This window comes from Streptomyces sp. NPDC002835 (assembly GCF_053591995.1).
The window spans coordinates 89,563-115,481 of sequence record NZ_JBSFUW010000024.1; the positions used below are offsets into that span (position 1 = coordinate 89,563).

Here is a 25,919-nt window from a genome sequence, read left to right on the forward strand (position 1 = left end):
GGGCGACTCCTAGAACGCCGTCACCGCGAGCCATCCCTCGAGCGCCCCGCCGTCGCCCTTGACCGTGAAGCGGGCCGGTTCCGGAGCGCGGCGGCCGTAGAGGAGGAGGAGCAGGTCCGCCGCGGTGGCCGCGACCGTGACCGGCGCGGCCGACGCCGTCTTCGTCCACGAGAACCCGGCCCCGCCGAAGGCGATCGTCCACGCCGCGCCGGTGTCCTGCGCGAGGAGCGAGACCGAGCCGTCCGGCAGCGCCCGGATCGGTTCCGTCATCCACGTGTAGTGCGGCAGGTTCTCCAGGAACTCCTCGATGCCGTCCGCCGCGGTCCCCGGCGCGATACGGGGTTCACGGCCGAGCGCCAGTTCCGCGTCCGCGAGGTGGATCACCGCTTCGAAGAGCAGGCGCCGCGGGTAGAAGGCGACCCGCTGGTCCGCCCCGTAGGACCACATCGGCAGGTCCGGATCCACCTTGCGCACGGTCCGCAGGGCGGCTTCGGCGCCGCGGGCCGTCCAGTCCGGGTAGGCCGACGGCTCGTCCGGCAGGTCGAGGGGGACGTCGCGGGCCCAGACGCGTTCGGTGGCCCGCGTCCGTACCACGTGTTCCGCCCAGCGGTGGGTGGTGCCGTGGTGCTTCACCAGGTCGGCGATGGTCCAGCCGGGGCAGGTCGGGACGGGGGTCGCGGGGTCCGCGCCCCGTACGGTCCGGACGAACTCGCCGACGAGGCGTTCGACGGCGTCGCAGTACCGCTCGTGCTGGTCGTCGTCCAGTCCGAAGCCGTCCGGCACCCGGAGCAGGTCGTCGCGCCACCCGCCCTCAGGCCGGCGGGCGGCAGCCGCGCGGACGAGTGCCGCGAGCTCGCGGCGGTCGGCCGGCGGCAGTCTGTCCAGCAGGAATCCGGTGGATTCCAGCCACTTCACCGCGGTGTCGGGGTCGAGCACGTCGTCGTCGCAGGTGTCGATCAGGGTCACCACTTCGGCCAGCGCCTCGGCCAGCGCGTTGAGCAGTGCGTCACTCACGAAAGCTCCCCTCCGGATACGGAACCGAGGGACCCTACCGCGCGGTACGATCGCTGCGCCATGGAGATCAATGCCAACTACACCAGTTTTGTCGCGGTCGGTGACTCATTCACTGAAGGCATGTCGGACCGGCTGCCCGACGGCTCGTACCGCGGCTGGGCGGACGTCCTCGCCGGCCGGCTCGCGGCCCGCACCCCCGGTTTCCGCTACGCGAACCTCGCCGTACGCGGCAAGCTGATCCGGCAGATCGTCGACGAGCAGGTCGACCTCGCGGCCTCCATGGGCGCCGACGTGGTCACGCTGGTCGGCGGGCTGAACGACACCCTGCGGCCCAAGTGCGACATGGTCCGGGTGCGCGACCTCCTCGAGGAGGCGGTGGAGAAGCTCGCGCCGTCGTGCGGGCAACTGGTGCTGATGCGCAGCCCGGGCCGCGCGGGCCCGGTGATGGAACGGTTCCGCCCGCGCATGGAGGAACTGTTCGCCCATGTCGACTCCCTGGCGGCGCGGCACGGGGCGCTCGTCGTCGACCTCTACGGCTGCGCCGCCCTCAGCGACCAGCGGATGTGGGACGCCGACCGGCTGCATCTGACGGCCGAGGGTCACCGCCGGGTCGCGGAGGCGGTCTGGCAGGGCCTCCGCCTGGACGCCGAGGACGACTGGCAGGCTCCGCTGCCGCCCGCGCTCCGCGGGAACTGGGCGGCACGGCGGGTGGCCGACGCGCAGTTCGCCCGCCGGCACCTGGGGCCGTGGATCGGCCGGCGCCTGACCGGCCGCTCCTCCGGCGACGGCAGACCCGCGAAACGGCCGGAACTGCTCCCGTACGAGCCCGGCCTGACGTCCTCCGCCGACGCCTGACCTCCCACGAACCGCCCGCGTGATCTCCTCGTAGCAAGCTACAACCACGGGCGGGGCGCTGAGCTGCGCAAACGCACAGTAGAATCTGGTCACGTGACTGCTGTGTCTGCGAAGCCTCGCATCCCCAATGTTCTCGCCGGCCGCTACGCCTCCGCGCAGCTTGCCGTGCTCTGGTCCCCCGAGCAGAAGGTCAAGCTGGAGCGTCAGCTCTGGCTGGCGGTGCTGCGCGCGCAGAAGGACCTCGGGATCGAGGTGCCGGACGCGGCGCTCGCCGACTACGAGCGGGTGCTCGACCAGGTCGACCTGGCGTCCATCGCCGAGCGCGAGAAGGTCACCCGGCACGATGTGAAGGCCCGTATCGAGGAGTTCAACGCCCTCGCCGGCCATGAGCACGTCCACAAGGGCATGACCTCGCGTGACCTCACGGAGAACGTCGAGCAGCTTCAGGTCCGGCTGTCGCTGGAGCTGATGCGGGACCGTACGGTCGCGGTGCTGGCGCGGCTCGGCAAGCTGTCGGGCGAGTACGCGGAGCTGGTCATGGCCGGCCGCTCGCACAACGTCGCGGCGCAGGCGACGACGCTCGGCAAGCGGTTCGCGACCGCCGCGGACGAGCTGCTGGTCGCGTACGGGCGTCTGGAGGACCTGCTGGGCCGCTACCCGCTGCGCGGGATCAAGGGCCCGGTCGGCACCGCGCAGGACATGCTCGACCTGCTGGGCGGGGACGCCGCGAAGCTGGCGGACCTGGAGCAGCGCATCGCCGCCCACCTGGGGTTCGCCCACGCGTTCACCTCGGTCGGCCAGGTGTACCCGCGTTCGCTGGACTACGACGTGGTGTCGGCCCTGGTGCAGCTGGCCGCCGCGCCCTCGTCGGTGGCCAAGACGATCCGGCTGATGGCCGGCCACGAGCTGGTCACCGAGGGCTTCAAGCCGGGCCAGGTCGGCTCGTCCGCGATGCCGCACAAGATGAACACCCGCTCCTGCGAGCGCGTCAACGGTCTGATGGTCATCCTGCGCGGTTACGCGTCGATGACCGGCGAGCTCGCCGGTGACCAGTGGAACGAGGGCGACGTGTCCTGCTCCGTGGTCCGCCGGGTCGCGCTGCCGGACGCGTTCTTCGCGCTCGACGGGCTGCTGGAGACGTTCCTGACGGTGCTCGACGAATTCGGCGCGTTCCCGGCGGTCGTCGCCCGCGAGCTGGACCGGTACCTGCCGTTCCTCGCCACGACCAAGGTCCTCATGGGCGCCGTCCGCGCCGGTGTCGGCCGCGAGGTGGCGCACGAGGCGATCAAGGAGAACGCGGTCGCGTCCGCGCTCGCCATGCGGGAGCAGGGCGCCGAGCGCAACGAGCTGCTGGACAAGCTGGCCGCCGACGGGCGCATCCCGCTGGACCGCGCCCAGCTGGACGAACTGATGGCGGACAAGCTGTCGTTCACCGGCGCGGCGGGCGACCAGGTGGCCTCGGTGGTCTCCCGGATCGAGGAGATCGCCAAGCAGCACCCGGAGGCCGCCGCCTACACCCCGGGCGCGATCCTCTGACCCGCCCCACCCCCGCCGAGCTGGAGGCCGCTCGCGACCGCGTCATCGAGGACGTGGTCGCGGACGGTCTCTCGGTGCTGTTCTGCGGCATCAACCCGGGGCTGATGTCGGGCGCCACGGGGCACCACTTCGCCCGGCCCGGCAACAGATTCTGGCCGGTGCTGCACCTGTCCGGTTTCACCCCGCGGCAGTTGAAGCCGTCCGAGCAGCGCGAGCTGCTGTCGTACGGCCTCGGCATCACCAATGTGGTGGCGCGGACGACGGCACGGGCCGACGAGATCAGTGACGAGGAGTTCCGCGAAGGCGGGCGGCTGCTGGCGGCGAAGGTGGCGCGGCTCGCGCCCCGTTGGCTGGCCGTGGTGGGCGTGACGGCGTACCGCACGGCGTTCGGGGAGCGTTCGGCCCGGATCGGTCCGCAGGAACGGACGATCGGCGGCACGCGGGTGTGGGTACTGCCCAACCCGAGCGGGCTCAACGCCCATTGGACGGCGCAGACGATGGCCGAGGAGTACGGCAGGCTGCGAGAGGCCGCCGGCCGGCCCTGAGCCCCCGTCCGGACCGGTAGCACGTCCGCGCCCGCCGTGACCATGCGCACCGTCCGGCGACCGCCGCTTTCGCGCCATGCGGCGGCGGAAGTGGCGTAATTAGACGTTGCTGGTCCGCTTCGGGAGGCGCAGCCTGGGAGGCGTGGGAGCGCTCCCACGATGCCGCGGGAGCGCCCGCACCGTCGGAACCCCCAAGAAAGCCGACACTCCCCCACGGAAAGAAGGCGATCATGGATTGTCATGCACACTACAAGCAACGCCGCCTGACGCTCGTCCTCACGACCCTCGTCGCGGCGCTGCTCAGCCTGATCCCCTGGAGCGGCACCGCCGTCGCTCACGGGTCGGTCGTCGACCCGGGATCGCGCAACTACGGCTGCTGGCAGCGCTGGGGCAGCGACTTCCAGAATCCGGCCATGGCACAGCAGGACCCGATGTGCTGGCAGGCATGGCAGGACAACCCGAACGCCATGTGGAACTGGAACGGCCTCTACCGCAACGGCTCCGGCGGCAACTTCCGTGCGGTCGTCCCGGACGGGCAGCTGTGCAGCGGCGGCCGGACCGAAGGCGGTCGCTACAACTCGATGGACACCGTGGGCGCGTGGAAGACCACGGACATCGCCTCGGACTTCACCGTCAAGCTGTACGACCAGGCCAGCCACGGCGCGGACTACTTCCAGGTCTACGTCTCGCGGCAGGGCTACGACCCCACCACCCAGCCGCTGCGCTGGAGCGACCTCGAACCGGTCGCCCGCACCGGCCGGTACGGGCCCAGCCAGAACTACTCGATCCCCGTCAGCACGTCCGGCTACAGCGGTCGCCATGTCGTCTACACGATCTGGCAGGCCTCGCACATGGACCAGACCTACTTCCTGTGCAGTGACGTGAACTTCCGCTGATCCGGCGGTCACCGAGCGGTCCCGCCGGACGGCGAGCACCGTCCGGCGGGACCCGCCCGTGCCTCACGTACCGCCGCCGCCCGCTGCCGCACCGCGACCTGCCCGCCGACCGGAACAAGCCTCCCCGTCACTGGAGCCGACATGCCAAGACGCCGCTGGGCAGGGCCCCTTCTGCTCGCTCTCCTGCTGGGCACCCTCACCCTGCTGCCCGCCGCCGCGCCTCCGTCCGCCGCGGCGGCGACCCCCGCCGCAACAACGGACACCGCGACCGTGCCGCTGCCGTCGCTGAGCACGACCACCACCCAAGTGGCATCCGGGCTGAGACGGCCCACCGCCCTCGCCGCGCCCGACGACGGCACGGGCCGGCTGTTCATCACCGAGAAGCCCGGTACTGTCCGCGTCTACCACCCGGACACCGGCCTGGACCGGACACCGCTCGTCGACATCGCTGCGGCCGTGGACCAGTCGGGCAACGAGCGCGGCGTGCTCGGCATCGCCCTCCCGGCCGACTTCGCCGACAGCCAGGACCTGTACCTGGCGTACACGGCCCTGCCCGACGGCGCGGTCACGCTCGCCCGCTACCGACTCGACGAGTCCCGCCTGGAGGTCCTGCTCTCCCAGGAGCACGCCGAGTTCAGCAACCACAACGGCGGACAGCTGGCGTTCGGCCCCGACGGCAACCTGTACTGGAGCATCGGCGACGGCGGCGGCTCCGCGGACCCGCTCCGCGCCGGGCAGCGGCTGGACACCCTGCTGGGCAAGATCCTGCGTATCGACGTGAGCCGCGCCTGCGCCCCGCTCCCCTACTGCGTCCCCGGTGACAATCCCTTCGCCGGCGCCTCCGGCGACGCCCGCGAGGAGATCTGGCTGTACGGGCTGCGCAACCCGTGGCGGTTCTCGTTCGACGACGCCGACGGCTCGATGTGGATCGGCGACGTCGGCCAGGGCCGCTGGGAGGAGATCGACCACCTCCCGGCCGGGCAGGGAGGGCTGAACCTCGGCTGGTCCTGCTACGAGGGGCTGGAGAGGTTCACCGACGGGGACTGCGTGCCCGGCGAGACCTACACCGAGCCGGTCTTCACGTACTCTCCCTACACCGGCGGCTGTTCGGTCATCGGTGGCCATGTCTACCGGGGCCGGCAGTACGCCGACCTGGTCGGCGGCACCTACATCGCCACCGACTACTGCTCGTCCACGGTCTGGGCCCTGCGCCCCGACGGCAGCGGCGGCTACGAACAGGCCGAGATCGGGGAGATGCCGACCCAGGTGACGTCGATCGGCACGACCGCCGACGGGGAGTTCTACGTGGTCAACGACCTGCCCGGCGGCCTGCACCGGGTGTCGTTCCAGCGGGACGAGCCCACCTGCCGGGTGGACCGCACCGTGCGGACCTGGGGCACCGGAACGACGGTCGACCTCACCGTCACCAACACGGGCGGCACGACGGTGAGCGGCTGGACGCTCGCCTTCCCGCTGGCCCTCGGGCAAAAGGTCGTCTCCGACTGGAACACGGACCTGACTCAGGGAAGCAACACGATCGCGGCGGCCAATGCCCCGTACAACGCGGCCATCGCTCCGGGCGCGAGCATCACTCTGGGATACCTCGCCGACCACACCGGTGACGCGTCACCGCCGCCTCGGTTCACCCTGAACGGGGACGCCTGCGCCGTCGGCCGCTGAACCGCCCCGCAGGCCGCTGACCGCCGTCGCACCGAGCTGACAAGGCCCTCACTAGGGCGGGTCGACCTCGGTGACGACGGCGATCAGGCGGTACTCGTCCTCGCCCTCCGTGCGGGAGACGCCGACGGCCGTCCAGTGGCTCCCGACGCGCCACAGGTGCAGGTCCTCGACGCAGTGGCTCAGTTCGTCCCACGGCGCGGGTATCTCCTCCCCGCGGATGCCGCCGACGAGCACCGACCACAGGGCGAACCACTGGCCCTCGCCCCAGCGGCTGTTCAACGCGGTGACCAGTGCCTCGCACTCCGCCTCGTACGGCTCGCGTGAGCGGCCGGCGGCACGGTCGGAGGCGTCCAGGGCGTCCGCCGGTATGCGCAGGTGGCCGATGTGGTACCCCGGGCCGCTGTCGCCGAGTCGCGACCGCTCGCGCCGCGCGGGGAAGGTGCGGCCGCGCAGCCGGTCGATCGCAGCGAGGTGCTGTGCCGTGGTCATGGACCCATTGAACCTGCCGCCACTGACAGTTGGGACGCCGTCACCCGTTTCGCGGTGCCGCCCGCCGGGCCGGTGGCCCGGTGCGGCGCCGGCAGCGAGTACGATCCGGCCAGAGGTGGCACGAGCGGGGAGGACACACGTGGGGCGGCTGACCGGCGGGGATCCATCGCTGCTGCGACGGATCAACTCCGCGGTGGTACTCCATTCCCTGCGGGGCGCCGAGTCGCCCACGCTCACGGACCTGACCCGGATCACCGGCCTGTCCCGGCCGACGGTGGAGGGTGTCGTCGAGGGCCTGATCGAGGCCGGGCTGGTCGTCGAGGCCGTGCCGGACGAGAGCGAGGCCCGGCGGCAGGGGCGGCCGGCGCGGCGGTTCCGGTTCCGTGCGGAGGCCGGCCATCTGCTGGGTATCGAGATCGGCGCCCACCGTGTCGCGGCGCTGCTGTCGGGTCTGGACGGGCGCATCATCGGGGCGGGTTCGCGGGACGTCTCCGAGCGGGCGAGCGCCGACGACCGGCTGGAGCGCGTACGGGCCGTGGTCGCCGATCTGCTGCGGCGCACCGGTGTGGCGCGCAGCAGTCTGCGCGCGGTGGGCGTCGGATCGCCGGGGATCGTCGAGGCCGACGGGACCGTACGGCTGTCGACGGCGCTGCCGGGCTGGACGGGGCTGCCGCTGGGCGAGCGGCTGCGCAGGTCGTTCCGGTGCCCGGTGCTGGTGGAGAACGACGCCAACGCCGCCGCGGTCGCCGAGCACTGGAAGGGTTCGGCGACGGACTCCGACGACATCGTGTTCGTACTGGCGGGGCTGAGCCCGGGCGCGGGGTCCCTCATCGGCGGGCGGCTGCACCGCGGTTACGGCGGAGCGGCGGGCGAGATCGGCGCGCTGCATCTGCTGGGCCGGGACGAGACGCCGGAGGAGCTGCTGTCGACGACCGGGGAGCCGCTGCATCCGCTGGACGAGCAGGCGGTGGCGGACGTCTTCGCGCTGGCCAGGAGCGGTGACGCAGGAGCCCGCGCCGCCGTCGACCGGTTCAACGAGCGCCTGGTGCACGACGTGGCGGCGCTGGTGCTGGCGCTCGATCCGGAGGTGGTGGTGATCGGCGGCTGGGCGGCCGGTCTGGACGGGGTGCTGCCGCCGCTGCGCGACGAACTGTCGCGCTACTGCCTCCGGCCGCCGCGGGTGACGCTGTCCCTGCTCGGTGAGGCGGCCGTGGCGACGGGCGCGCTGCGGCTGGCGCTCGACCATGTGGAGGAGCAGCTCTTCGCCGTCGAGGGAACGGTGACGGCCCGCCGCTGAGCGGTGCGGCGGGCCGGTACGACAACTGCGAACGCCCTGGGCCGGGCCGGTCGCGTCAGGACGCGTGGCGCTCCTGGCCGGGGTGGCTGATCTCGACGTCCCCGCCGAAGGTCAGCCGGCAGGTGTCGGCCCGGTACGTGGCGACGGACACCGCGGCGGTGCGGCCCTCGGAGAAGTACCGCGTCGTGACGACGAGGACGGGCGCGCCCGGCAGGCGGTCCAGTTCCTTGGCGTCGACGGCGCCCGCGGACCCCAGCTCGACGGCGCGGTCCTGGCCCTCAAGGCCGAGGCGCTGCAGTTCGCGCAGCACGCTGCGGGCGAGTGCCGGTCCTGACGGGGCCTCGATCGCGGGCAGGTCGGGCACGGACACCGACGGCACGTAGAGCAACTCGGCGGCGACGGGCTGGCCGTGGCTCATCCGGAGCCGGCGCACCGTGTGCACCGCTTCGTCGGTCTCCGTGTCGAGCAGCCGGGCGACGGCCGCCGACGGCACGGCCACGGTGCACTCCGCGGCCTGCCAGGCGTCGTCGCCGGTGCCGGGCCAGTCCTGGCGGGAGGTGGTCACGTCGACGCCCATGCGCGGCGGGGCGACGGTCGTGCCGACGCCGCGGCGGCGCTGCAGCCGGCCTTCGAGCTCGAGCTGTTCGAGCGCCTGCCGGAGCGTGGCGCGGGCGACGCCGAAGCGTGCGGCGAGGTCCCGTTCGTTGGGCAGGATCTCGCCGACGGTGAAGTCGGTGTCGAGTGCTTCGGCGAGCACGGTCTTGAGGTGCCAGTACTTAGGCTCCGGCACCGATTCCAGCTGCGTGGTCCCCACCCTGATCCTCCACGATCGCCGTACCGTCGGCTGCTTTTCCGCGCCCTTGTTTATTAAAGGTTCCTGCACTATCCCTGCGACCATAGGACGGGCCTCCCCCTTGGTCAAGACCAATCCCATCGATGTCACGCTGTGCAGCGGGCCGGATTCGCACAGCGTTCGCGCGGCCTTCGTACTGAGGCCGTCGCCGACAGCACAAGACCCCGCGGCCGGATACGGTCACGGGGTCCGACGTGCGGCGACGGTGGGGTCAGGGGGCGCCGGGCGCGGCGAGGGCGGCGAGCTTGTCGGGGTTCCGGATGATGTAGACGCACTGGATGCGTCCGTCCAGTACCTCCACCTGCAGGACGGTGTCCGGCTTGCCCCCCGAGAGGACGATCAGGGCGGGCGCGCCGTTGAGTTCGACGAGGCGGACCTCCACGTCCGGAATCGGCTCCTGGGCCACGGCGACGAGGAAGCGGCCGACCTTGTCCGCGCTCTCGATGACGCGCAGCGGCGCCTTGGACTTGCCGCCGCTGTCGCCGACCAGCCGTACGTCCGGGGCGAGCAGCGAGAGCAGCCCGGCCAGATCGCCGCCGGCGGCGGCGGACAGGAAGCGTTCGGTGAGGTCACGGCATTCGGCGGGGTCCACGTCGTACCGGTGCCTGCGCTCGTTCACGTGCTTGCGCGCCCGTCCGGCCAGTTGCCGCACGGCCGCCTCCGACTTGTCGAGCGTGGCCGCGATCTCGGCGTACGGGAAGCCGAACGCCTCGCGCAGCACGAACACGGCGCGCTCCAGCGGCGAGAGCGACTCCAGGACGACGAGCACGGCGAGCGACACGGAGTCGGCGAGGACGGCCCGTTCGGCCGTGTCGGGGACGGACGGGCCGAAGTCGGTGGCGATGGGCTCGGGCAGCCACGGGCCGACGTACGACTCGCGGCGGGACTGGACGTGCCGCAGCCGGTCGATCGCGAGGCGGGTGGTGGTGCGTACGAGATAGCCGCGCGGCTCGCGTACGTCGTCGCGCTCCTGGGCCGACCAGCGCAGCCAGGCCTCCTGCACGACGTCCTCCGCGTCGGCGATCCGGCCGAGCATGCGGTAGGCCACGCCGGTCAGAACGGGCCGGTGTTCTTCGAAGACGTCGGTCACGGTGTCTGTTGCCACTCCTCAATCCCAGCCCACCAGGCGCCCGCTGTCCAGCAGGTTCCGGTGCGGCGCGCGGCACATCGGAGTGCGGGGCGGGGGCCTGCCTCTTGAAGTCGAAGCTACCGAGCGGTAATTGTTACTGACAGTCTGTCTACAGCAGTGCAGGGCAAGGGGAGCGTGCAGCATGGCCGCAGAGATCTCGTTCGCCGTCAAGGCCGCCCGGGGCAGCCGCACGCTGTCCGTCACCTACGAGCGCAGGGGCGCCGGCGAACCGCTGCTCCTCCTCCACGGCATCGGCCACCACTGGCAGGCCTGGGAGCCGGTGATGGACATCCTCGCCGCCGACCGCGACGTCGTCGCCGTCGACCTGCCCGGGTTCGGGGCGTCCGCCGCGCTGCCGGACGGCGTCCCGTACGACCTGGGCACGGTGTCGGCGGCGCTCAGCGCCTTCTGCGAGGAGCTCGGCATCGACCGGCCCCATGTCGCCGGCAACTCCCTCGGCGGGCTGCTCGCCCTCGAGTTGGGCCGCGAGAAGCTGGTCCGCTCGGTGACCGCGCTCTCCCCGGCCGGCTTCTGGTCGGAGGCGGAGCGGCGCTACGCCTTCACCACCCTGCGCGCGATGCGGTTCGGCGCGCGGACCATGCCGCTGCCCGTGATCGAGCGGCTGTCGCGCTCGGCAGCGGGGCGTGCGGCACTGGTCAGCACCATCTACGCGCGGCCCGGCCGCCGTTCACCCGAGGCCGCCGTCGCAGAGACCCGCGCCCTGCGCGGCGCCACCGGCTTCCACGAGACGCTCGCGGCCGGGGGCGGCGTGCTGTTCACGGACGACGTCCGCGACATCCCGGTCACCATCGCCTGGGGCGCCAAGGACCGGCTGCTGCTGCGCCGCCAGGGCATACGCGCCAAGCACGTCATCCCCCGCGCCCGCCTCGTCAGGCTGCCCGGCTGCGGCCACGTCCCCATGAACGACGACCCGGCCCTGGTGGCGCGCGTACTGCTGGACGGCAGCGCCTGACGCCGCGAGGCCCCGCGGCGATGGCGGGGTCACCGGATCACTGCTCGCGGCCTCCCAGCGCGGTGCGCGTGCCGTCGCCGCCCCAGCCCGCCCGGGTACGCCACAGGACGTGGACGCCGAAGACCTCGCGGACGGTGTCGGCCGACCAGTCCTCCACGGGCGGTTCGCAGAGGACCAGGCAGAGACGGACGGCCGGCTCCGGCAGGGTGTGGTTGATCTCGAGGAGACGGGTCGCTCCCGAGCGGAGGTCCGCGTAGGCGGATCGGCCGGCGCCCAGGACCTCGTAGACGAACAGGCCGTCGTCCATGGCACAACTGACGTCCACCGTCGGGGAGTCGGCGGGCGCCAGGTCGGCCCACAGCAGCTCCGACATCAGCGCGTGACGCACCGCCTCGTGCTTCTTGCACGTACGGTCGGCGGCCGCCGAGGTCTCCAGCGCGCGCAGGAACCCTTCCTTCGTGGTCGCGGCCGGGGCGGCAGCGGGGGCTTCGTCGACAGTCGTCACGGGTTCGGCTTCCTTGTCGTCGGGCTGCGGGTACGTGGTCGTCGCGGAGGTGGTCTCGTCGTCCGGGTCTGCCGTCTCGGCGGCGAGGCGGGCGCGGAGGGCCTCCGGGTCTGCCGTCTCGGCGGCAAGGCGGGTGCTAAGGGCCTCGCGCGCCTCGGCCAGGGCCGCGGCCCAGCCGGAGTCCGCCAGCTCGTCGCGCAGGCGGTCCGGGTCCAGCGTGCCGTCCTTGAGGGCGCGGTTGGCGCCGGCCGCGAGGTCGCGCAGCACACCCAGGCGGTGCCGGTCCGGGGCGCCGAGCACCCGTCGTACGTCCACCCAGTCCGCCTGGTCGCGGCGGAGGACGCGGTTGGCCATACCCTGCAGCTCGGACAGGCGGCTCCGGGCGTCCAGGGGGACGTCCGCGCCGCCGGCCGGCAGCTCGTCGAGGACGCCGAGAGCCGCCACGTAACGCTCCGCCATCCTCGGCGAGACGGGCCGGCGGCCACGCCGGTCGGCGGTGAGGACGCTGTGGCCGGTCTCGTTGGCGAAGACCCAGCAGTCCAGCTCCTGGCCCGGGCGCGGGGGCGCGGAGCCGTGCCGGACAGTCAGGACCAGCGGGCGGTCCGTCTCGGGTGACAGGGCCTTGACCTTGTAACGGCCGCCGGGCCCGGGGCCGAGGACCCGGACGCGGATGTCCGTCCCGATGTCGGGGACGTCGCCGTGCGGCGCGTGGGATTCGGTTCCGGCAGTGGGCGGTTCGGTCGTGCCGTCGGTGTGCGTGAGGAGCTCCGGAAGCGGCGAGGTGTGCAGCACGGTCAGGCTCTGCGTACTGCGGGTCAGAGCGATGTAGAGCTGCCGCAGTCCGGCCGGGCCGCGGTCGGCGATGGTGGCCGGCTCGACGACCAGCACGTGGTCGTACTCCATGCCCTTGGCCTGCGCAGCCACCAGGACGGAGACCGCCTCACGGCGCGGGCCCGTGATGCCGGGGCTCCGGTCGAGCAGACCGCTGATCTCGTCCAGCCGGTCCCAGTCGTCGGGAACGATGACGGCCACGGACCGCAGGGTGCGCCCGTCGCTGGTGCCCACCAGGCGCGTCACCTGGGCGACGGTGTCCGCCAGGAGCTCTCCCGGCTCGACCGCCAGGGTGCGTACGGCGTCCTCGCCGGCCTCGCGCACGGCCTGCGGGTAGGGCAGACCGGGGGCCATCGCGCGGGCCAGGGGCGCGACGAACTCCATGATCTCCGCCGGCACCCGGTAACTCGTGTTCAACTCGGCGACGCGCCAGTCCCCGTGGTCGGACAGGAGGGCGCCCAGACGGTCCCAGTCGGCGGGGGTGTGCGGGCCGGTCGCCTGGGCGAGGTCGCCGAGGACCGTCATCGAACCGCCGACGGCGCACCGGCGGCGCAGCGCGCGGGCCTGCATGGGCGTCAGGTCCTGCGCCTCGTCGACGACGATGTGCCCGTAACGCCGGGGCATCTCCCCGTCGATGAGGAACCGGAGCTCTTCGAGGCAGACGTGGTCGTCGAGCGTCCACGGATCGGCGTCGGCGGTGGCCGCCCTCGGGCGGTGCAGGGCCGCTTGCTCGTCGCCGTCGAGGACGCCGTCGGCGCAGGCGCGCAGGAGGTCGGGCGAGTCGTAAAGACCGCGCAGCGCCTCCCGGGCGCCCGGCGACGGCCAGACGCGTTCGACCAGCCGCTCGACCCGGCGGTTGCGTTCCAGGTCACGGCGGATCGTGCCGCCCTGGCCGCGGCGCGGGGCGATGGTGGCGAGCTCCTGGAGAAGCCGGTCGACGAACAGGCTGCGGAAACGTTCCCGGCGCTCACGGTAGGCGCCGTCGCCGCCGCGGGCCTCTTCGAGGAGGGCGAGGACATCGGGCCGCGGGACGCGCAGAGTCGTACTGCCCGCGGTGACGACGACGGCCGGCTCGTCGCCCTCGTAAGAGGGCGGGGCGGTGAGGTCGTCCAGGGCCTCGGGGCGGCAGGCGTTCTCGACCCGGCGCCGCAGGACGGCCGCCATCCGCTCGTCCGACTTGACCAGCCGGGCCCGCTCGGTGTCGGTGCCGAGGATCTCGCCGTCCCAGAGGCGGCTCAGCTGGACCGCGTTGACGTCCCGTGTGCCGAGGGTCGGCAGCACCCGTCCGACGTAGTCGAGGAAGCGCTGGTGGGGGCCGATGACGAGGATGTCCTGGGCCTTGAAGTGCTCGTTGCTGACGAGCCAGGTCACCCGGTGCAGACCGACCGCGGACTTACCGGTGCCCGGGCCGCCCTGCACGACGAGGATGTCGGACGGGGAACCGGTGACCAGGTCCATCTGGTCACGCCGGATGGTCTCGACGATGTCCCGCATCCGGCCGCTGCGCGAACGCTGCAGCTCGCGCAGCAGGAAGTCGTCCGGCTGGAGCGGCTTACGGCGCTGCTGCCGGGCGACGTCCCGGGGTGTACGCGCCTTCTCCGGGGGTGCGGGCGCGGTCCGTGCGTGGTCTGCGGTCGCGTCGCCCGGCGTCGTGTCGTCCTCCGCCGGGCGGGGCCCGGGTACGAGGGCGGCCGGAGCGATCTCGTCGAAGTAGCCCTCGACGATCCGCTGCACGCACCGCAGTTGCCGTCGCAGGACCACCTCGCCCGGCGCCTCCGGACGTGCCTCTGACCACTTCTTCGCGAGAGGGCTGGTCCAGGGCAGGACCACCAGTTCCTTCTCCGAGTCGTGCACCACCCGCCGGCCGATGTACCAGGGGCGGGGCCGCCCTCCCGGGTCCTCCGGCGCGTCGACCCGCGCGAAGACGAGCGCCTCGTCCCCCAGCCCGCCGTACGCGGCGGCCCGCGCCTCCGCGTCCAGCCGGTTGGCGATGCCGTCCTTGCCGCTCGCCGACGCGGTGGCGGTCGACGTCCCGCTCATCTCGGCCAACCGCTCGGTGTAGCAGTCGTATGCATGGTCCACCGCCTTCTGCTCGGCGGCGATGACTTCGTCGTGCGTGGTGGTGCCCATGTGCGTCCTCCCTGCGGGCGCCCGTGGGGCGCCGCTACGGGCCTGCGCCCGTACCCCACTGAAACAACTATCAGAAACCGGCCGGTGACAAACAGTCAGGGGCGTAATTCCCGGATGAGTTCCCCGACCTCGACGCGCCAGGCGCTCACCTGATCGTGTGTGGGCCCGATCTCGTACTGGTGGTAGTGGCAGCCCAGGCACAGGTGTGACCAGACGGACTTCGCGCGGCGCGCGGTCTCCGCCGCCGTGTAGCAGCGCAGACACAGCAGCTTGGCCCGGCCGGTGGTACGGGAGAGGCCCGGCACCGCGGTGTCCAGCACCCGGTCGACGGAGATCTCCAGGGCGGTCCGCAGCGCGAGACAGGCCCCACGGTGCCGGCCGGCGGCCGTGGCACCGTGCAGGTCGCCGGCGAGCAGCCGGTCGGCCGTGTCCAGCAGGTCAGTGACGGAGGCGGCGGCAGTACGCATCAGGCCGTCACCCCCGCCTTGCGCGCCTGCTGCGCCAGCGCCTCGACGTCGTCGACGAAGCGGCGGGCATCGGTGATGCGGGCGCCCGTGGGGTGAGCGCCGCTCTGGCACAGGCGGATGAGCTGCACCGCCGAGTCCCCGTACCGGGCTCGTACCTCGCCCTCGACGTCGTCGGCCCTCGCGGCGTCCCCGAACAGGGCGAGCGCCGCGACCTGCCGGAACTTGTCGGCGTCGTCGATCGCGTCATGCAGTTCCCGCTCCGGTCCGCCGCGGCGGTGATGCCGGATCCACGCGGCTTCCAGGAAGGCGTTCTCCAGGGCGATGCGGCACAGACTGGGCAGCACGTGGGTGCGTGCGGCATCGGGGAGGTTCGGCGTGGCGACGATGGCTCTGGCGTCGGCGAGCGCCTGCCCGACCGGATCGGTCAGCCGCTCGATCCTGACCTTCGACTCCTTCGCGCGCTCCACCTGGAACACCGTCACCGGCAGTTCCTGACTGGTGAACGCCCTCTGGAGCCGGGTGTCGTGGGTGAACACGACGACCTGCCGGTGCTTGCCGAGCTCGTGGAGTACCTGGGCGAGACCGTGGACCTTGGCGGGGTCCATGGACTGCACGGGGTCGTCGATGACGATGAAGCCGAAGGGGCTGTCGGCGGTGACGGCGCGAGGAAGGAACAGGGACAGTGCGAGCGAATGCAGCTCACCCTGGCTCATGACGCCGAGGGCGGGGGCATCCTTGCCGTCCACGGACACGTTCATGACGAGGGAGCGGACAGAGGCCTTCTCACTGCCCCGCAGGCTCACTCCGTTGAGGTCGATGTCGCTCTCCTGGCGCAGCTTCTCCCAGATCTGCTGCGACTGGTCGGTGAAACCCTCCATCCGCTGCTCACGCAGCTCGGTGGAGACCTTCTTGATCCAGGCACGGGCCTTGCGGACGTCCCTCAGCCGCGGGCCGTTCTCCTCGACGGTCCGGGCTCGTTCCGCCCATGCGGCCAGGCGTACGACCAGCAGGCGCCAGCGCTCGTCCCGCTTCTCGAGCTCCCTGGCGGAGTTCTCCCTGACCATGGCACAGGCATCGGCCAGCGAAGCGGCGGCCTGACGGGCGCGGCGAGCCAGCTCCCGCGGTTCGCTGATCCGTCGGCAGTCGATCCATGCGTCCCAGGGCCCGGCAAGGGCGGCCGGGACCCGCTGAGGCCGGTGCGCAAGGTCCTGCAGGGCCCGAGCCGCCAACTGCAGTTCGATGCGCGCGTCATCGGCAGTCTGTGCCTCCCGCCGGAGGACCGCGATCTGCGCGGCGGCGCTCGCGGCCCAGTCCACGCCCAGGGCTCCGTCCGTCCCGCAGATCGGGCAGGTCTCCGCGTCGGGATGCCGCTCACTGTGGGCGAGGGCCTTGGTAAGGAGGTCGGCGCGCAGGTGAGCGTCGTCGGCGCTGGTTCCGCGTACGTCTTCCTCTGCGGCAAGCGCGTCGGCCAGCCGGGCGGCGGCTGCGTCGACCTGCTCCATGTCGGGGCCCTGGGCAGCGGCGGCAAGGCGCAGTTCCGCGAGAAGGCCCTCGTCCGTGTCGTCGGGCAGTCCGGCCACGAGCGCGCCCAGTGTGTCGAAGTCCGGGCTGTCCTGCGTGTCGATGGCCACGAGGGCGTGCACCGCCCGCTCGTCGTCCTCCAGCTCGTACAGGGCGGCCATGAGCTCGGGCACGTCCGCCTTCGCCGCCTTGGCCGCGTCGTCGAGGGTCTTCTCCTCCGCGCGGAGCCTGCTGTCGGCCGCGCTGATCTGCTTGAGGCCGAGGATCGAGGCGATGGCGTCGTACATCTGGGCCGGCTTGCCGCTGATCATGCGGTCGAGATCGACGTACGACAGGAAGGGCCGGTAGTCCTCCATGGCCTGCTGCCAGCCCACCTGCTCGATGGGGATGCGGCCGTGTCCCGGGCGCTTGAGCTCCCCACGGGAGTCGTCGAAGTCCGAGCCGTCCCAGGTGCGGGTGAGCGTGCTGCGGCCGGCGTCGCCCTCGATGGCGAGCTTGACCTCGATCTCCGGCTTGTCACCGCCGTGGTGGAGGTTGCGCCAGTTGCCGCTGCGCGAGGCGTGCAACCCGTGCCACCTCATGTTGACGCCGGTGAAGGCCGTCTCGATGCCCTCGGCGACGCTGGACTTGCCCGAACCGTTGCGGCCGACGACGAGATTCACCCCGGGCCGGGGGCTGAGGCCGAGCCAGGTCCGGGGGCCGATGCCGCGGAACCCCGTGACGGCGACGGAATCGAGGTAGATCCGGCCTGCGGAAGGTCCCTTACGGGTCTCGCCCTCTCCCAGCGCTTCCCACAGGAGCGTCTTCACGGGCTCGCTGAGCGGCGATTCCTCGAGGCGCTGCCCCACGAGTACGGCGACGGTTGCGGGCTGGTCGCCCTCGTACGGCGCGGCGAAACCTGTGTTGGGGTGCTCGTTCTGCTTGGACTGTTCCGTCATCAGGTGCCTCCCGGGCGCTGGTCGGTGGTGCGTGGACGGCAGGGCGAACGGCGGGACGACTGCCGCTGCGGCGCTGTCCGCTGCATGACGGAACGTTAGGAAGGTCGAGGCGAAGAATTGTTTCCAGAGCCTGATAACCAGGGTTATCAATAGAGAGTCAGATGCGAGATGCCATCGCTCAGTAGCTTGCGTGGTGGGGCACCCTCTCGTGTCCGGCCCAGTCGATGCGCATGTTGCAGCCGGTCACTGGGGTAGGCCCTCGCGCGACGGCACCAGAAGGTGCGCGCAACAACAACTGTTCGGACCCTGAGGAGGCTGGCGAGAGTGCCGTGCACTGGATGGATACGCGAACTGCGAGGACAGACGCTCCTGTTCACCGGCAAGACACTCGTAGATGGTGAATGGGTCTTTCGCAAGGACTGCGTCTCCCGTTCTGAAACATTAGGAGCTACCTGCCAAAACAGCTTCTCCAGAAAGGTCACCCTCGTCGTCCACGGAGAGTTGGCAGGCAACGTCAAGGACGTGGACCGCGGCCTGAGCAGGAAGCTTCTGGCAGTGATGCAGTCACGCAGGGAGGGCCGGCATATTCATGTGGTTGACGCCGCCGGCTACTCGGACCTTCTGTTCGGAGCTCCCGCCCGTTGCCGGGATCTCAAGATGCAGGGCGATCACGTGACGGTCCTGCCTGAGGTCGGGGACGGGTATCTCGGCGGACCGTTCGACAGGCTGCGACTGCGGACGCGCGGGATGAGCCCGTTCGAGGCTGATGTCCTGGGGCGCGGGACGCCTCGGCACGACAAGCTGTTGTCTCGTGTGGTTGATCGGATCGGTGGACGGTCGTCACTCGAAGTTCGCACCGCAGCACGCCGCGGTCCGCAATTCGATCTCGGTTGGATCGGTGGACGAACCGCCTATGGGGCGTGGGTGGCAAGCCCCCGCCCGCCGGGGGATGAAGAGCGGAATCAGCTGAATGAGGCTGTCCTGTACGTAGGGAGATCTGTCCGGCCCATCCCGCCGCACGCCCGGTTCCAGCCCGTGGTCGTACTGGACGATTCCGCGGCCCTGACTTCCGAGCTGAAGGGAACAGCACAGTCGATCGGCGTTCTCATCAGCAAGATCGCGGATCTTCCTGATCGATGAACGCCAAGGCCGCGACGGTCCGCAGTGCCGTCGCCGGCTCCTTGCCTGATCGGGCGTCCCGGCCGTGAAGAGTCAGAGTCCAGGTGACGCCCGTGCGCCATGGCACGCAAGGGCGGAGCGGCCGGCTCAGAGCAGACGCGGGTCGGTCACGGAAAGGTCGCTCGCGGGCTGGGTGGTCCGTGGGCGTGCGGACGATCGCGGGCCGGGAGATGACCTGGTGGAGGTGGCCGTGGAGATCGACTACCGGCCGTGGGCCACGGTACGGCCCGCCGTCGACGGGTTCCTACACGACGGCGGCGAGCCGGCCTGATGGTCGACTCACCGCCGTGTCGCGCATTCCTACAGCGCTGTGGGGAGTCTCCAGGAGGGACCGTCCGGGCCGTAGCTCACGGCTTGCCCGGCCGGGCTGACGGTGAGGAGGAAATCGGACCGGTCGGGTTCGCCGGTGATCGTCTTGGCCACCTCCTCGACGGTGTCCCAGAGCCGCTGGGGTCCGGTCTGCTGGACGGTGCCTGCGGTGCGGGCGACGGCAGTCGAGCCGTCGGGTGTCCACAGGCCGACCGCCTCGAGGTTGCCTGCTTCGTCCCTCCAGGAGCAGGACGTGAAGCCGGGCAGGGCGATCGACAGAGGAAATTTGAGCCGACCGAGGATGTCCTCGGCCGGCACGGTGCTGTCGGTCGGTGTCTGCTCGCGGGCGGCGTCGAGTTGCGGAGGCCTGCCCGGGACGCGGCGGGCCATGAAGTACGCCGGTGCGTGGAGAAAGCGGCCGGTGGCGTGGCCGCAGCCGGTGACGGTGGCGCGGACGATGCCGTATCCGAGAGGGGCGACGATGACCGCGCCGTCGGCCGCCTGGTCGAGCAGCGGCGGCGGGACCATGTGCAGGCCGGCGGTGGCGATGATCCGGTCGTACGGAGCGTTGCGTGGATATCCGCGGGCTCCGTCTCCGGCGGTCACCGTCGGCTGGTATCCGGCCTGCCGCAGGCGCCGGATGGCGGCTTCAACAAGGTCGGTGTCGACGTCGACGCTGGTCACGTTGCTGTCGCCGAGCCGGTGGGAGAGCAGGGCTGCGTTGTATCCAGTGCCGGTCCCCAGTTCGTAGACGCGTTGCCCGTCGTGGACGTCGAGGGCCTCGAGCATGGTGAGCATCAGGGACGGTTGACTTGAGGAGCTGGTGGGGACGCCGTGCTCGTCGAGCTGTGTCGTCAGCGCCTCGTCGCAGTACACGGCCTCCAGGTACCCGTCCTCGCCCCATGCGACCGGCTGCCACTCTCCGTGGGCGTCCTGGCGGTAGAAGCGTGGTACGAAGACATGCCGGGGTACGGAGGCGAAGGCGTCGCTCCACTGGCTGGGCTGTTCGCTCAGCGCGGCGGCGAACCTCTGTCGTGCGGAGGCCGATGCGTCCGTGTCCGGCCAGTTCATAGTTGCGCTCCTGCGAGGTAGTCGGCGTGCGCTGCGGCAATCGGCAGGCCGGTTCGGTTCTCGACCCATCCCCAGGTCCCGGCCGGATTGTTCTCGAAGAACACCCACTCTCCTTGGGGGGTGACGGCGAAGTCGAAGGCGCCGAACACGATGCCGTAGTGGGCGAGGAAGCGGCCTACCCCTGTGGCGACGTGGTCGGGTACGTCGACGGTGTCGTACTCGATGTGCTCGTAGTCGGTGCGCCAGTCAGTGCCGGCCGCTTCGCCGGTGGTCGTCAGCTTGCCGCCGAAGACCTGGCCGCCGACGGCGATGAGGCGGACCTCGTAGGCTTTGGGGATGTTCTCCTGGAAGTAGTGCGCGGTGATGTTGATGCTGTCGTCGAAGTCGGCGGCGTCGACGCGGTGGGTTGCCACCATGAGCTGTCGGTCCTCGCCGACGTCCAGGCGACCGCCGAGAATCGGTTTGCAGATCAGGGGGCCGCCTACCTCCTTGGCGAAGGCGCGGGCAGCGTCGGGGCTGTTGGTGATGAGGCTGTACGGCACCCGCAGTCCGCAGCGCGTGGCGGCGGCGAGCTGCTGCGGCTTGTGGGACGCGACCCGATCGGCGTGCGGGTTGTTGATCCACGGCACGCCGGGAAGCGCGGCGAGGACGTTGAGCATCGCCGCATCGGCCTGATTCTGCGCCCACAGGTGGTAGGGCTGGGGGACGGTGGCGGCGATGAGCGGGCGTGCGGGCCGCCGCCAGTAGACGGCCCGCACCCCCTCGAGCCGCACCGTCCGGCGCCCGTCGTCGAGGACCCCGGTCCAGCCCGGTTCGGTCGGCAAGTGCCTGCCGGTCAGGGTGAGCTGCTGGGGAAACTCGGCGACATCGAACCGCATGACGGGGACGTCGCGCAGGTTCAGCTGATCGACGACCATGTCGGCCGACGCGTCGAGCTGTTCAGCGACGACGAGCACGGGGCGGGCGGCGGTGCTCATGAGGCCGAGGCGTAGTACGGGTCGGAGACGTCGTCGCCCTTGCCGTCCATGTTGGTGTCCGTGGTGGACGCGGCCTGCGGCATGGTGTGCCACGGCGTGCCGTCGGCGGTCACGTTGATCTGGCGGTCCTCGTCCCAGGACACACCGTCGATCGACGTCGTGACCAGACAGGGCGGCGCGGCTGAGCGTGCGGCGAAGGGAATCGTGGTGGTCATGTCTTCTCCTTGGTGGTGAGGGGAATTGCTCTGGCGGTGGTGGGACCCGGCTCCGGCACGGTGCGACGTCCTGCCGGGATCGTGCGCCGTTCTGGATGCCGGAGCCGGGGGTTCAGGGGCCGTCGACCAGGTCGCGAAGGTCGACGACGGTGTGTTCGCGGATCTCCCGTACAAGCTGGGAGGCGAGGAACCAGGGCAGCAGGGGTGAGGTGTACGTGAGCGGCTGGTCGTCCCCCGGGAGGGCTTGAAGGCCGCTCGCGCTCCACTGGTACGGGGTGCCGATGACGCCGTACAGCGGCGCGCGGTGAACGAGCAGAGCCGTGTGGTTCTTGCGCAGGTTCGGGCACTGTTCGACCGCTGCGGCAGCGTGCTCAAGGCAGAGCGGCGGGTGCGCGGTCAGGAGCCGCCTGCCCGGTTCGAGCCGGGGACCGGTGTCGAGGAACAGGTGGGCGCCGCGGACGCGGGTGGGGCTGACGCACACCTGGCACAGGAGCTTCATCATCGTCTCGCGCTGCCGTGCGGGGTGCACCATGCGCCACTGCGGGCGGCCCTGCGGGAGGCGGTCGCGGCCGATGTTCTGGGAGCAGCGGCCCCACAGTTCACCGCGCGGGCCCCGGTCGTCCGGGGTTTCGTCCCAGTAGCCGAGGCGAACGCGGCCGTCGTCTGCGAACGATGCGCGGAGCGCAGCCAGGAGTTCGCCGTCCTCTCCCTCGCGGGAGGTGATGTACGGCACGAGCCGGGTCACTGTCTCTTTCACGTTGCGGCTCCCTTCAAGAGGGCCGGACGGAAGAGGCGCGCCTGGCCGTCGGGAAGGAGTTCACCGGTGTCGTCGAACACCAGCACGCCGTTGCACAGCAGGCTCCAACCCTGCTCGGGGCGGGCCGTGAGGAGGCGGGCGGCGTCTCTGCCGGCGGAGTCGGGGGCAGGCGGGCCGGTGATCACACATAGAGGCGGTCCCTTGCGAGGGTTCGGGGCCCTGCACCCAGCACCGGAACGCTCTCGGAGGTGTGAGTGGTGGTGCGGGTGCAGGGCGGCTTGAGAACCGTGCGGGCGCTGGGGAAGGCACGGCGCACGGCACGGTCGGTCGGGGGGGCGTTCGCCAGGAGGTCGAGGATGTCCAGCGTGGCGAGGGCCAGGCGCCGCAGGTGCACCCGGGCGTCGTCCAGGCCCGTGTCCGCGTGCCGTAGTTCTGACGCGCGGGCGCACTCGGGCCGGTGGCCGTGGGAGTGCCGGATGACGGGCAGGATGTCGTCGAGCGTGCGCTGCAGCCGGCCGGTGAGGACACCGGCCCGGGAGGCGTCGATGTTCTCGAAGGGGCCGAGGACATCCTCGAGGTCTTCGTACACGGACTCGTCGACGAGGGAGAGACGCAGCGAGGTGAGGACGCGCTGCATGGTCGCGGTGCCCGCGTCGAAGGAGCGCGTCGGGGCGGGACGGAGAGTCATGCCGACACCAGTCCGGGAAGCATGTGGGCCCGGACGGTCTTTCGGTCGTTGTCTGCCGTGAGAAACCAGGCGAGCTGGGCCCCGAGCCGGGTGGCCCGCCACAATCCGCGGCCGCGGGCTCCGGCAGCGGCCGCCTCGAAGCCGGGGAAGGCGGGGAGCGGGTCGGAGACGTCGATCAAGAGGTCGCCGGCCTCGGTGACGGCGAGCCGCAGACCGACACTGCTGCGGTCGCCGAAGGGTCCGGGATTGGCGTGATCGACCGTGTTCTGCGCGAGGATCGCCGCCACTGTGGTGGCCGCCTCGGCGTTGCCCGCCCACCGCAGCATGGTCAGGCGGGTACGGGCATGGATACGGATCAGCCCGGTCAGATTGGCTTGGAGGTAGAAGGACCGTGACCACTCACGATCGATGACATTTTCGACCGTGGGTGTGGCAGTTGAGCGTGTTAACGCCACAGCGGGCGCGGGTGCCACCTCAGATGTAGCGGTTCTCGGATGCACAACTCACCCCTGATGTCGGAACGTCGGAAGCACCGGGCCCCAGAGGGCCGTCGCTCATACAACTCCCGTCGCTTCGGACAAGGCAGGAAAAAGCACCGCTGACGTAGTCGCAAGCAACCGGAAATTGCGGCTCGGCGGCTCTCTCGACGAGGTGACCAGAACGAGACGCGGCGGCTACCGTGAGTGCGTGACCGAGAATCTCCGGCTCCGGGCTGCGATGAATCAAGCGGGCTACACACAGGCCGAGTTAGTGGCGGAGCTGAACGCGTCGCTGGCAGCCGCCGGCCACCGCGGGACGATCAGCGACCGCACCGTGCGCTACTGGCTGACCGGAAAATCTGCGTGGCCTCAGAAGCGACAGCGAGACGCGTTGGAGGCAGTATTCGGGAGTCCAGCCGTCGAACTCGGCTTCATCCCCCCGGAGGACACCTTGCTTCGCCGTACGTTCCTCGCTTCCACGACGGTGGCTGGGGCCACGCTCCCCTTCACGGCCGGAATCACCGGCCGGGTCGGGACCGTGGAGGTTGCAGGGCTTCGCGCCAGTCTGGAGAGCCTGACCGGCTTGGACGACAAGCGTGGCGGCCATGCCGACCTCGAGCGGGCGGCCCTCGCTGGCGCTGCCGACTGCCTGGGCAAGCAGGACCGGGCGAGTTCTCAGCGAATCCGGCAGCGCCTGCTGAGTCTCGCAGCCGACTTCACCGCGACCGCGGCATGGTCGAGCATCGACGCTCGCCAGCTCGACCGTGCGGATACCCAGCTCAAAGAAGCGCTGTACCTGGCGAGGATGGCGGATGACAGCGCCACGGAGATGCGCGTGTGGAACTCACTGGCAATGCTCGCCAACCAGCGCAAGGAGCACGGTCAGGCCGTCGATGCTGCCTACGCTGCACAGGCTACGGGCATCACTCGCCGGGACCGGCTGTTCGCCTCACTCGCCCACGCCCGAACAGCCGTCGGACATGCGAACCTTGGGGATCGGCAGGCAGCGTTGCGCTCCTTCGGGTTCGCCGAGGACCTGATGGGCAAGGTGGACCCGGAGATGCCCCGACCTCCCTGGATCGCCTTCTACGGTCCCGCCGAGCTGTATGCGCTGGGCGCGATCGTGCGCCACAGGCTCGGGGACGCAGCGGAGGCAGAGGCCGTCTCGCACCGCGCCCTGGCCGTCCTGCCAGAGCAGTTCCGCCGCAACAGGGCCCTGGCCACCGCACGGCTCGCGCATGCGCAGTTGCACCAGGGCGACTCGGAGCAGGCGTGCGACACAGCGGCCAAGGTGTTCGACATGATGGTCGGCGCTCCGCTGCCTGGCCGAATGAGGTCGCTGATCGGCGACTTCTACCGCGACCTCCTCACGCTCGCGCCGGATGCTGCCGTGGCGCGAGAATGGGGTGACCAATACCGCGACCAGTGGAGCCGCTGATGCCCCTCGACCTGCGCCATTACTCCCACGCGGACTTGGGCGAGATCCGACAGACGCTCATCGTCGTCCACGCCGACGCCTACGCGGACCAGATGGACGATCCGTTCCACCAGCGATTCCCATGGTTCGTGGACCACTGGGGCGGCAACAGCGGCTTTGCCTGCGTAATCGCCTGGGACGGCAGTGCACCAGCGGGCTTCGCCTACGGCGCTCCCTCCGCCCCAGGGCGGGAGTGGTGGCGCGACTACGTCGGCGAGGAACCTGCGGACCCGTCCACGTTCTCCCTTTCGGAACTGATGGTGCGGCCGAGGTGGCGCAAGAGCGGGGTTGCCGACCAACTGCATACGGCGCTGCTCAGCAGCCGGGATGAAGCGCTGTCGGTCCTCCTGGTGGACATGGCCCACCCACGCGTGCAGGCGCTTTACGAATCCTGGCAATACCGGAAGGTCGGTGAACGGCAGCCGTTTCCCGACTCCCCGGTCTACGCGGTGATGCTCCGCCGCATCGCGGCCGGCAGTGAGCTGCCTCCGCTCTACGCCGCCCCTGAGTGACCCTGGGCTGTGAGATGACCAAGTTGCACCCCGCTCCGTCCAGATGGCCGCGCAAGCAGTGAACAATCTCGTCGGAGCGAGGGGCGCGGGGCGCTGCCCTGCGCACTGACTCCGCGAGCGGGTGCCAAAGCAATCAGCCAGCAACGGCGACGGCCGTCCAGTACCACGGCCGCCCCTCGCGCTGATTGCGGAACTCGCCGAGGGTCCTCCACCCGCGTCGCCAAGTACCACCGCCGTGCTTCGTGGCACGGCAGGAGCAGGTACAGAGAAATCCCAGAGCGTTCTGGCAGGACGAGTTGCACTTTTCACGCGGGTTGAACTCACGGCCGATGAGGACGCTCGGGTACCTGCGGAGCAGCTCACTGCTTATGCGGGGAAAGTGAGCGCTGACAACCGTCCAACACTTCTCGCGGCCGTCCCACCGGAACGATCGATCGCTTCCGACCCAGCTGGAGAGCTTCCGCTCGTGCTCCCACATCGTGTGAGCCGGGAACCAGACACTGAGCCTTTTCAGCGTGACCACCGATCGGGTGATGGCCTTGGTGCCCGCAACGGACAGGGCTCCCGTGCCGTTGGGTGAGGTGTTCGAAGTCTCA

23 protein-coding genes and 1 pseudogene are annotated in these 25,919 nt (G+C 71.0%); 10 read left to right on the top strand and 14 right to left on the bottom strand.

Annotation, left to right across the window (positions count from 1 at the left end):
• Positions 1–9: 9 nt before the first annotated feature.
• A complete protein-coding gene (locus ACWD01_RS24340) occupies positions 10–1,014 on the bottom strand; it encodes a maleylpyruvate isomerase family mycothiol-dependent enzyme (RefSeq protein WP_451164903.1) in 1,005 nt (334 codons plus the stop codon).
• A gap of 60 nt (positions 1,015–1,074) precedes the next feature.
• Between ACWD01_RS24340 and ACWD01_RS24345 the strand changes: the two genes are divergently transcribed.
• From ACWD01_RS24345 to ACWD01_RS24365, 5 genes are all read left to right on the top strand, one after another.
• On the top strand, positions 1,075–1,869 hold the full coding sequence (locus ACWD01_RS24345; RefSeq protein WP_451164904.1) for an SGNH/GDSL hydrolase family protein: 795 nt from the start codon (positions 1,075–1,077) through the stop codon (positions 1,867–1,869).
• 93 nt (positions 1,870–1,962) lie between these two features.
• Positions 1,963–3,405 (top strand): adenylosuccinate lyase, encoded by a 1,443-nt coding sequence (gene purB, locus ACWD01_RS24350; protein ID WP_451164905.1) that lies wholly within the window; start codon positions 1,963–1,965, stop codon positions 3,403–3,405.
• Positions 3,402–3,950, top strand: a complete 549-nt coding sequence (gene mug, locus ACWD01_RS24355) for a G/U mismatch-specific DNA glycosylase (RefSeq protein WP_451164928.1) — start codon at positions 3,402–3,404, stop codon at positions 3,948–3,950. The genes purB and mug overlap by 4 nt, the downstream gene beginning before the upstream one ends.
• A gap of 230 nt (positions 3,951–4,180) precedes the next feature.
• On the top strand, positions 4,181–4,846 hold the full coding sequence (locus tag ACWD01_RS24360) for a lytic polysaccharide monooxygenase auxiliary activity family 9 protein (protein ID WP_451164906.1): 666 nt from the start codon (positions 4,181–4,183) through the stop codon (positions 4,844–4,846).
• 141 nt (positions 4,847–4,987) lie between these two features.
• Complete coding sequence (locus tag ACWD01_RS24365; RefSeq protein WP_451164907.1) at positions 4,988–6,526, top strand: PQQ-dependent sugar dehydrogenase; 1,539 nt, start codon at positions 4,988–4,990, stop codon at positions 6,524–6,526.
• Positions 6,527–6,577: 51 nt separating this feature from the next.
• Here the strand turns inward: ACWD01_RS24365 and ACWD01_RS24370 are convergent, their stop codons facing one another.
• Positions 6,578–7,015, bottom strand: a complete 438-nt coding sequence (locus ACWD01_RS24370; RefSeq protein WP_451164908.1) for a hypothetical protein — start codon at positions 7,013–7,015, stop codon at positions 6,578–6,580.
• Positions 7,016–7,154: 139 nt separating this feature from the next.
• Here ACWD01_RS24370 and ACWD01_RS24375 point away from each other — a divergent pair, with 139 nt between their 5' ends.
• A complete protein-coding gene (locus ACWD01_RS24375) occupies positions 7,155–8,312 on the top strand; it encodes an ROK family transcriptional regulator (RefSeq protein ID WP_451164909.1) in 1,158 nt (385 codons plus the stop codon).
• Positions 8,313–8,367: 55 nt separating this feature from the next.
• Here ACWD01_RS24375 and ACWD01_RS24380 read toward each other — a convergent pair whose 3' ends face one another.
• Both ACWD01_RS24380 and ACWD01_RS24385 read right to left on the bottom strand, forming a co-directional pair.
• Positions 8,368–9,126, bottom strand: a complete 759-nt coding sequence (locus ACWD01_RS24380) for a GntR family transcriptional regulator (protein ID WP_451164910.1) — start codon at positions 9,124–9,126, stop codon at positions 8,368–8,370.
• Positions 9,127–9,376: 250 nt separating this feature from the next.
• The gene (locus ACWD01_RS24385) at positions 9,377–10,270 is read right to left on the bottom strand and encodes an RNA polymerase sigma-70 factor (RefSeq protein ID WP_451164911.1); all 894 of its coding nucleotides are present in this window, start codon (positions 10,268–10,270) and stop codon (positions 9,377–9,379) included.
• A 166-nt stretch (positions 10,271–10,436) separates the two neighbouring features.
• Here ACWD01_RS24385 and ACWD01_RS24390 point away from each other — a divergent pair, with 166 nt between their 5' ends.
• A complete protein-coding gene (locus ACWD01_RS24390) occupies positions 10,437–11,267 on the top strand; it encodes an alpha/beta fold hydrolase (protein ID WP_451164912.1) in 831 nt (276 codons plus the stop codon).
• 37 nt (positions 11,268–11,304) lie between these two features.
• Here the strand turns inward: ACWD01_RS24390 and ACWD01_RS24395 are convergent, their stop codons facing one another.
• From ACWD01_RS24395 to ACWD01_RS24405, 3 genes are all read right to left on the bottom strand, one after another.
• A complete protein-coding gene (locus tag ACWD01_RS24395; RefSeq protein ID WP_451164913.1) occupies positions 11,305–14,733 on the bottom strand; it encodes a HelD family protein in 3,429 nt (1,142 codons plus the stop codon).
• A gap of 95 nt (positions 14,734–14,828) precedes the next feature.
• Positions 14,829–15,200: a hypothetical protein gene (locus tag ACWD01_RS24400; protein WP_451164914.1), complete on the bottom strand. Its 372-nt coding sequence runs from the start codon at positions 15,198–15,200 to the stop codon at positions 14,829–14,831.
• Positions 15,200–17,659, bottom strand: coding sequence for an AAA family ATPase (locus tag ACWD01_RS24405; RefSeq protein WP_451164915.1), 2,460 nt, complete (start codon positions 17,657–17,659; stop codon positions 15,200–15,202). The genes ACWD01_RS24400 and ACWD01_RS24405 overlap by 1 nt, the downstream gene beginning before the upstream one ends.
• Positions 17,660–18,160: 501 nt before the next feature.
• Between ACWD01_RS24405 and ACWD01_RS24410 the strand changes: the two genes are divergently transcribed.
• A complete protein-coding gene (locus ACWD01_RS24410; protein ID WP_451164916.1) occupies positions 18,161–18,799 on the top strand; it encodes a hypothetical protein in 639 nt (212 codons plus the stop codon).
• 339 nt (positions 18,800–19,138) lie between these two features.
• Here ACWD01_RS24410 and ACWD01_RS24415 read toward each other — a convergent pair whose 3' ends face one another.
• The 7 genes and pseudogenes from ACWD01_RS24415 to ACWD01_RS24445 all read right to left on the bottom strand — a co-directional run bounded on the left by ACWD01_RS24415 (position 19,139) and on the right by ACWD01_RS24445 (position 23,328).
• Positions 19,139–20,218: a methyltransferase domain-containing protein gene (locus ACWD01_RS24415; RefSeq protein WP_451164917.1), complete on the bottom strand. Its 1,080-nt coding sequence runs from the start codon at positions 20,216–20,218 to the stop codon at positions 19,139–19,141.
• Positions 20,215–21,195, bottom strand: a complete 981-nt coding sequence (tgmB, locus tag ACWD01_RS24420; protein WP_451164918.1) for an ATP-grasp ribosomal peptide maturase — start codon at positions 21,193–21,195, stop codon at positions 20,215–20,217. Before tgmB ends, ACWD01_RS24415 begins: the two co-directional genes overlap by 4 nt.
• Positions 21,192–21,410, bottom strand: coding sequence for a putative ATP-grasp-modified RiPP (gene tgmA / locus ACWD01_RS24425; protein WP_451164919.1), 219 nt, complete (start codon positions 21,408–21,410; stop codon positions 21,192–21,194). The genes tgmB and tgmA overlap by 4 nt, the downstream gene beginning before the upstream one ends.
• A 112-nt stretch (positions 21,411–21,522) precedes the next feature.
• Positions 21,523–22,167 (bottom strand): hypothetical protein, encoded by a 645-nt coding sequence (locus ACWD01_RS24430; RefSeq protein WP_451164920.1) that lies wholly within the window; start codon positions 22,165–22,167, stop codon positions 21,523–21,525.
• Positions 22,164–22,356: pseudogene (locus ACWD01_RS24435) on the bottom strand (DUF5999 family protein). Before ACWD01_RS24435 ends, ACWD01_RS24430 begins: the two are co-directional and overlap by 4 nt.
• On the bottom strand, positions 22,349–22,855 hold the full coding sequence (locus tag ACWD01_RS24440) for a hypothetical protein (RefSeq protein WP_451164921.1): 507 nt from the start codon (positions 22,853–22,855) through the stop codon (positions 22,349–22,351). Before ACWD01_RS24440 ends, ACWD01_RS24435 begins: the two are co-directional and overlap by 8 nt.
• A complete protein-coding gene (locus ACWD01_RS24445) occupies positions 22,852–23,328 on the bottom strand; it encodes an ATP-binding protein (protein WP_451164922.1) in 477 nt (158 codons plus the stop codon). The genes ACWD01_RS24440 and ACWD01_RS24445 overlap by 4 nt, the downstream gene beginning before the upstream one ends.
• A 214-nt stretch (positions 23,329–23,542) precedes the next feature.
• Here ACWD01_RS24445 and ACWD01_RS24450 point away from each other — a divergent pair, with 214 nt between their 5' ends.
• Positions 23,543–24,772, top strand: coding sequence for an XRE family transcriptional regulator (locus ACWD01_RS24450; protein ID WP_451164923.1), 1,230 nt, complete (start codon positions 23,543–23,545; stop codon positions 24,770–24,772).
• Positions 24,772–25,323 carry a GNAT family N-acetyltransferase gene (locus tag ACWD01_RS24455; RefSeq protein ID WP_451164924.1) on the top strand — a complete coding sequence of 184 codons (552 nt, stop codon included), beginning with the start codon at positions 24,772–24,774 and terminating at the stop codon, positions 25,321–25,323. The genes ACWD01_RS24450 and ACWD01_RS24455 overlap by 1 nt, the downstream gene beginning before the upstream one ends.
• Positions 25,324–25,919 lie beyond the last annotated feature (596 nt).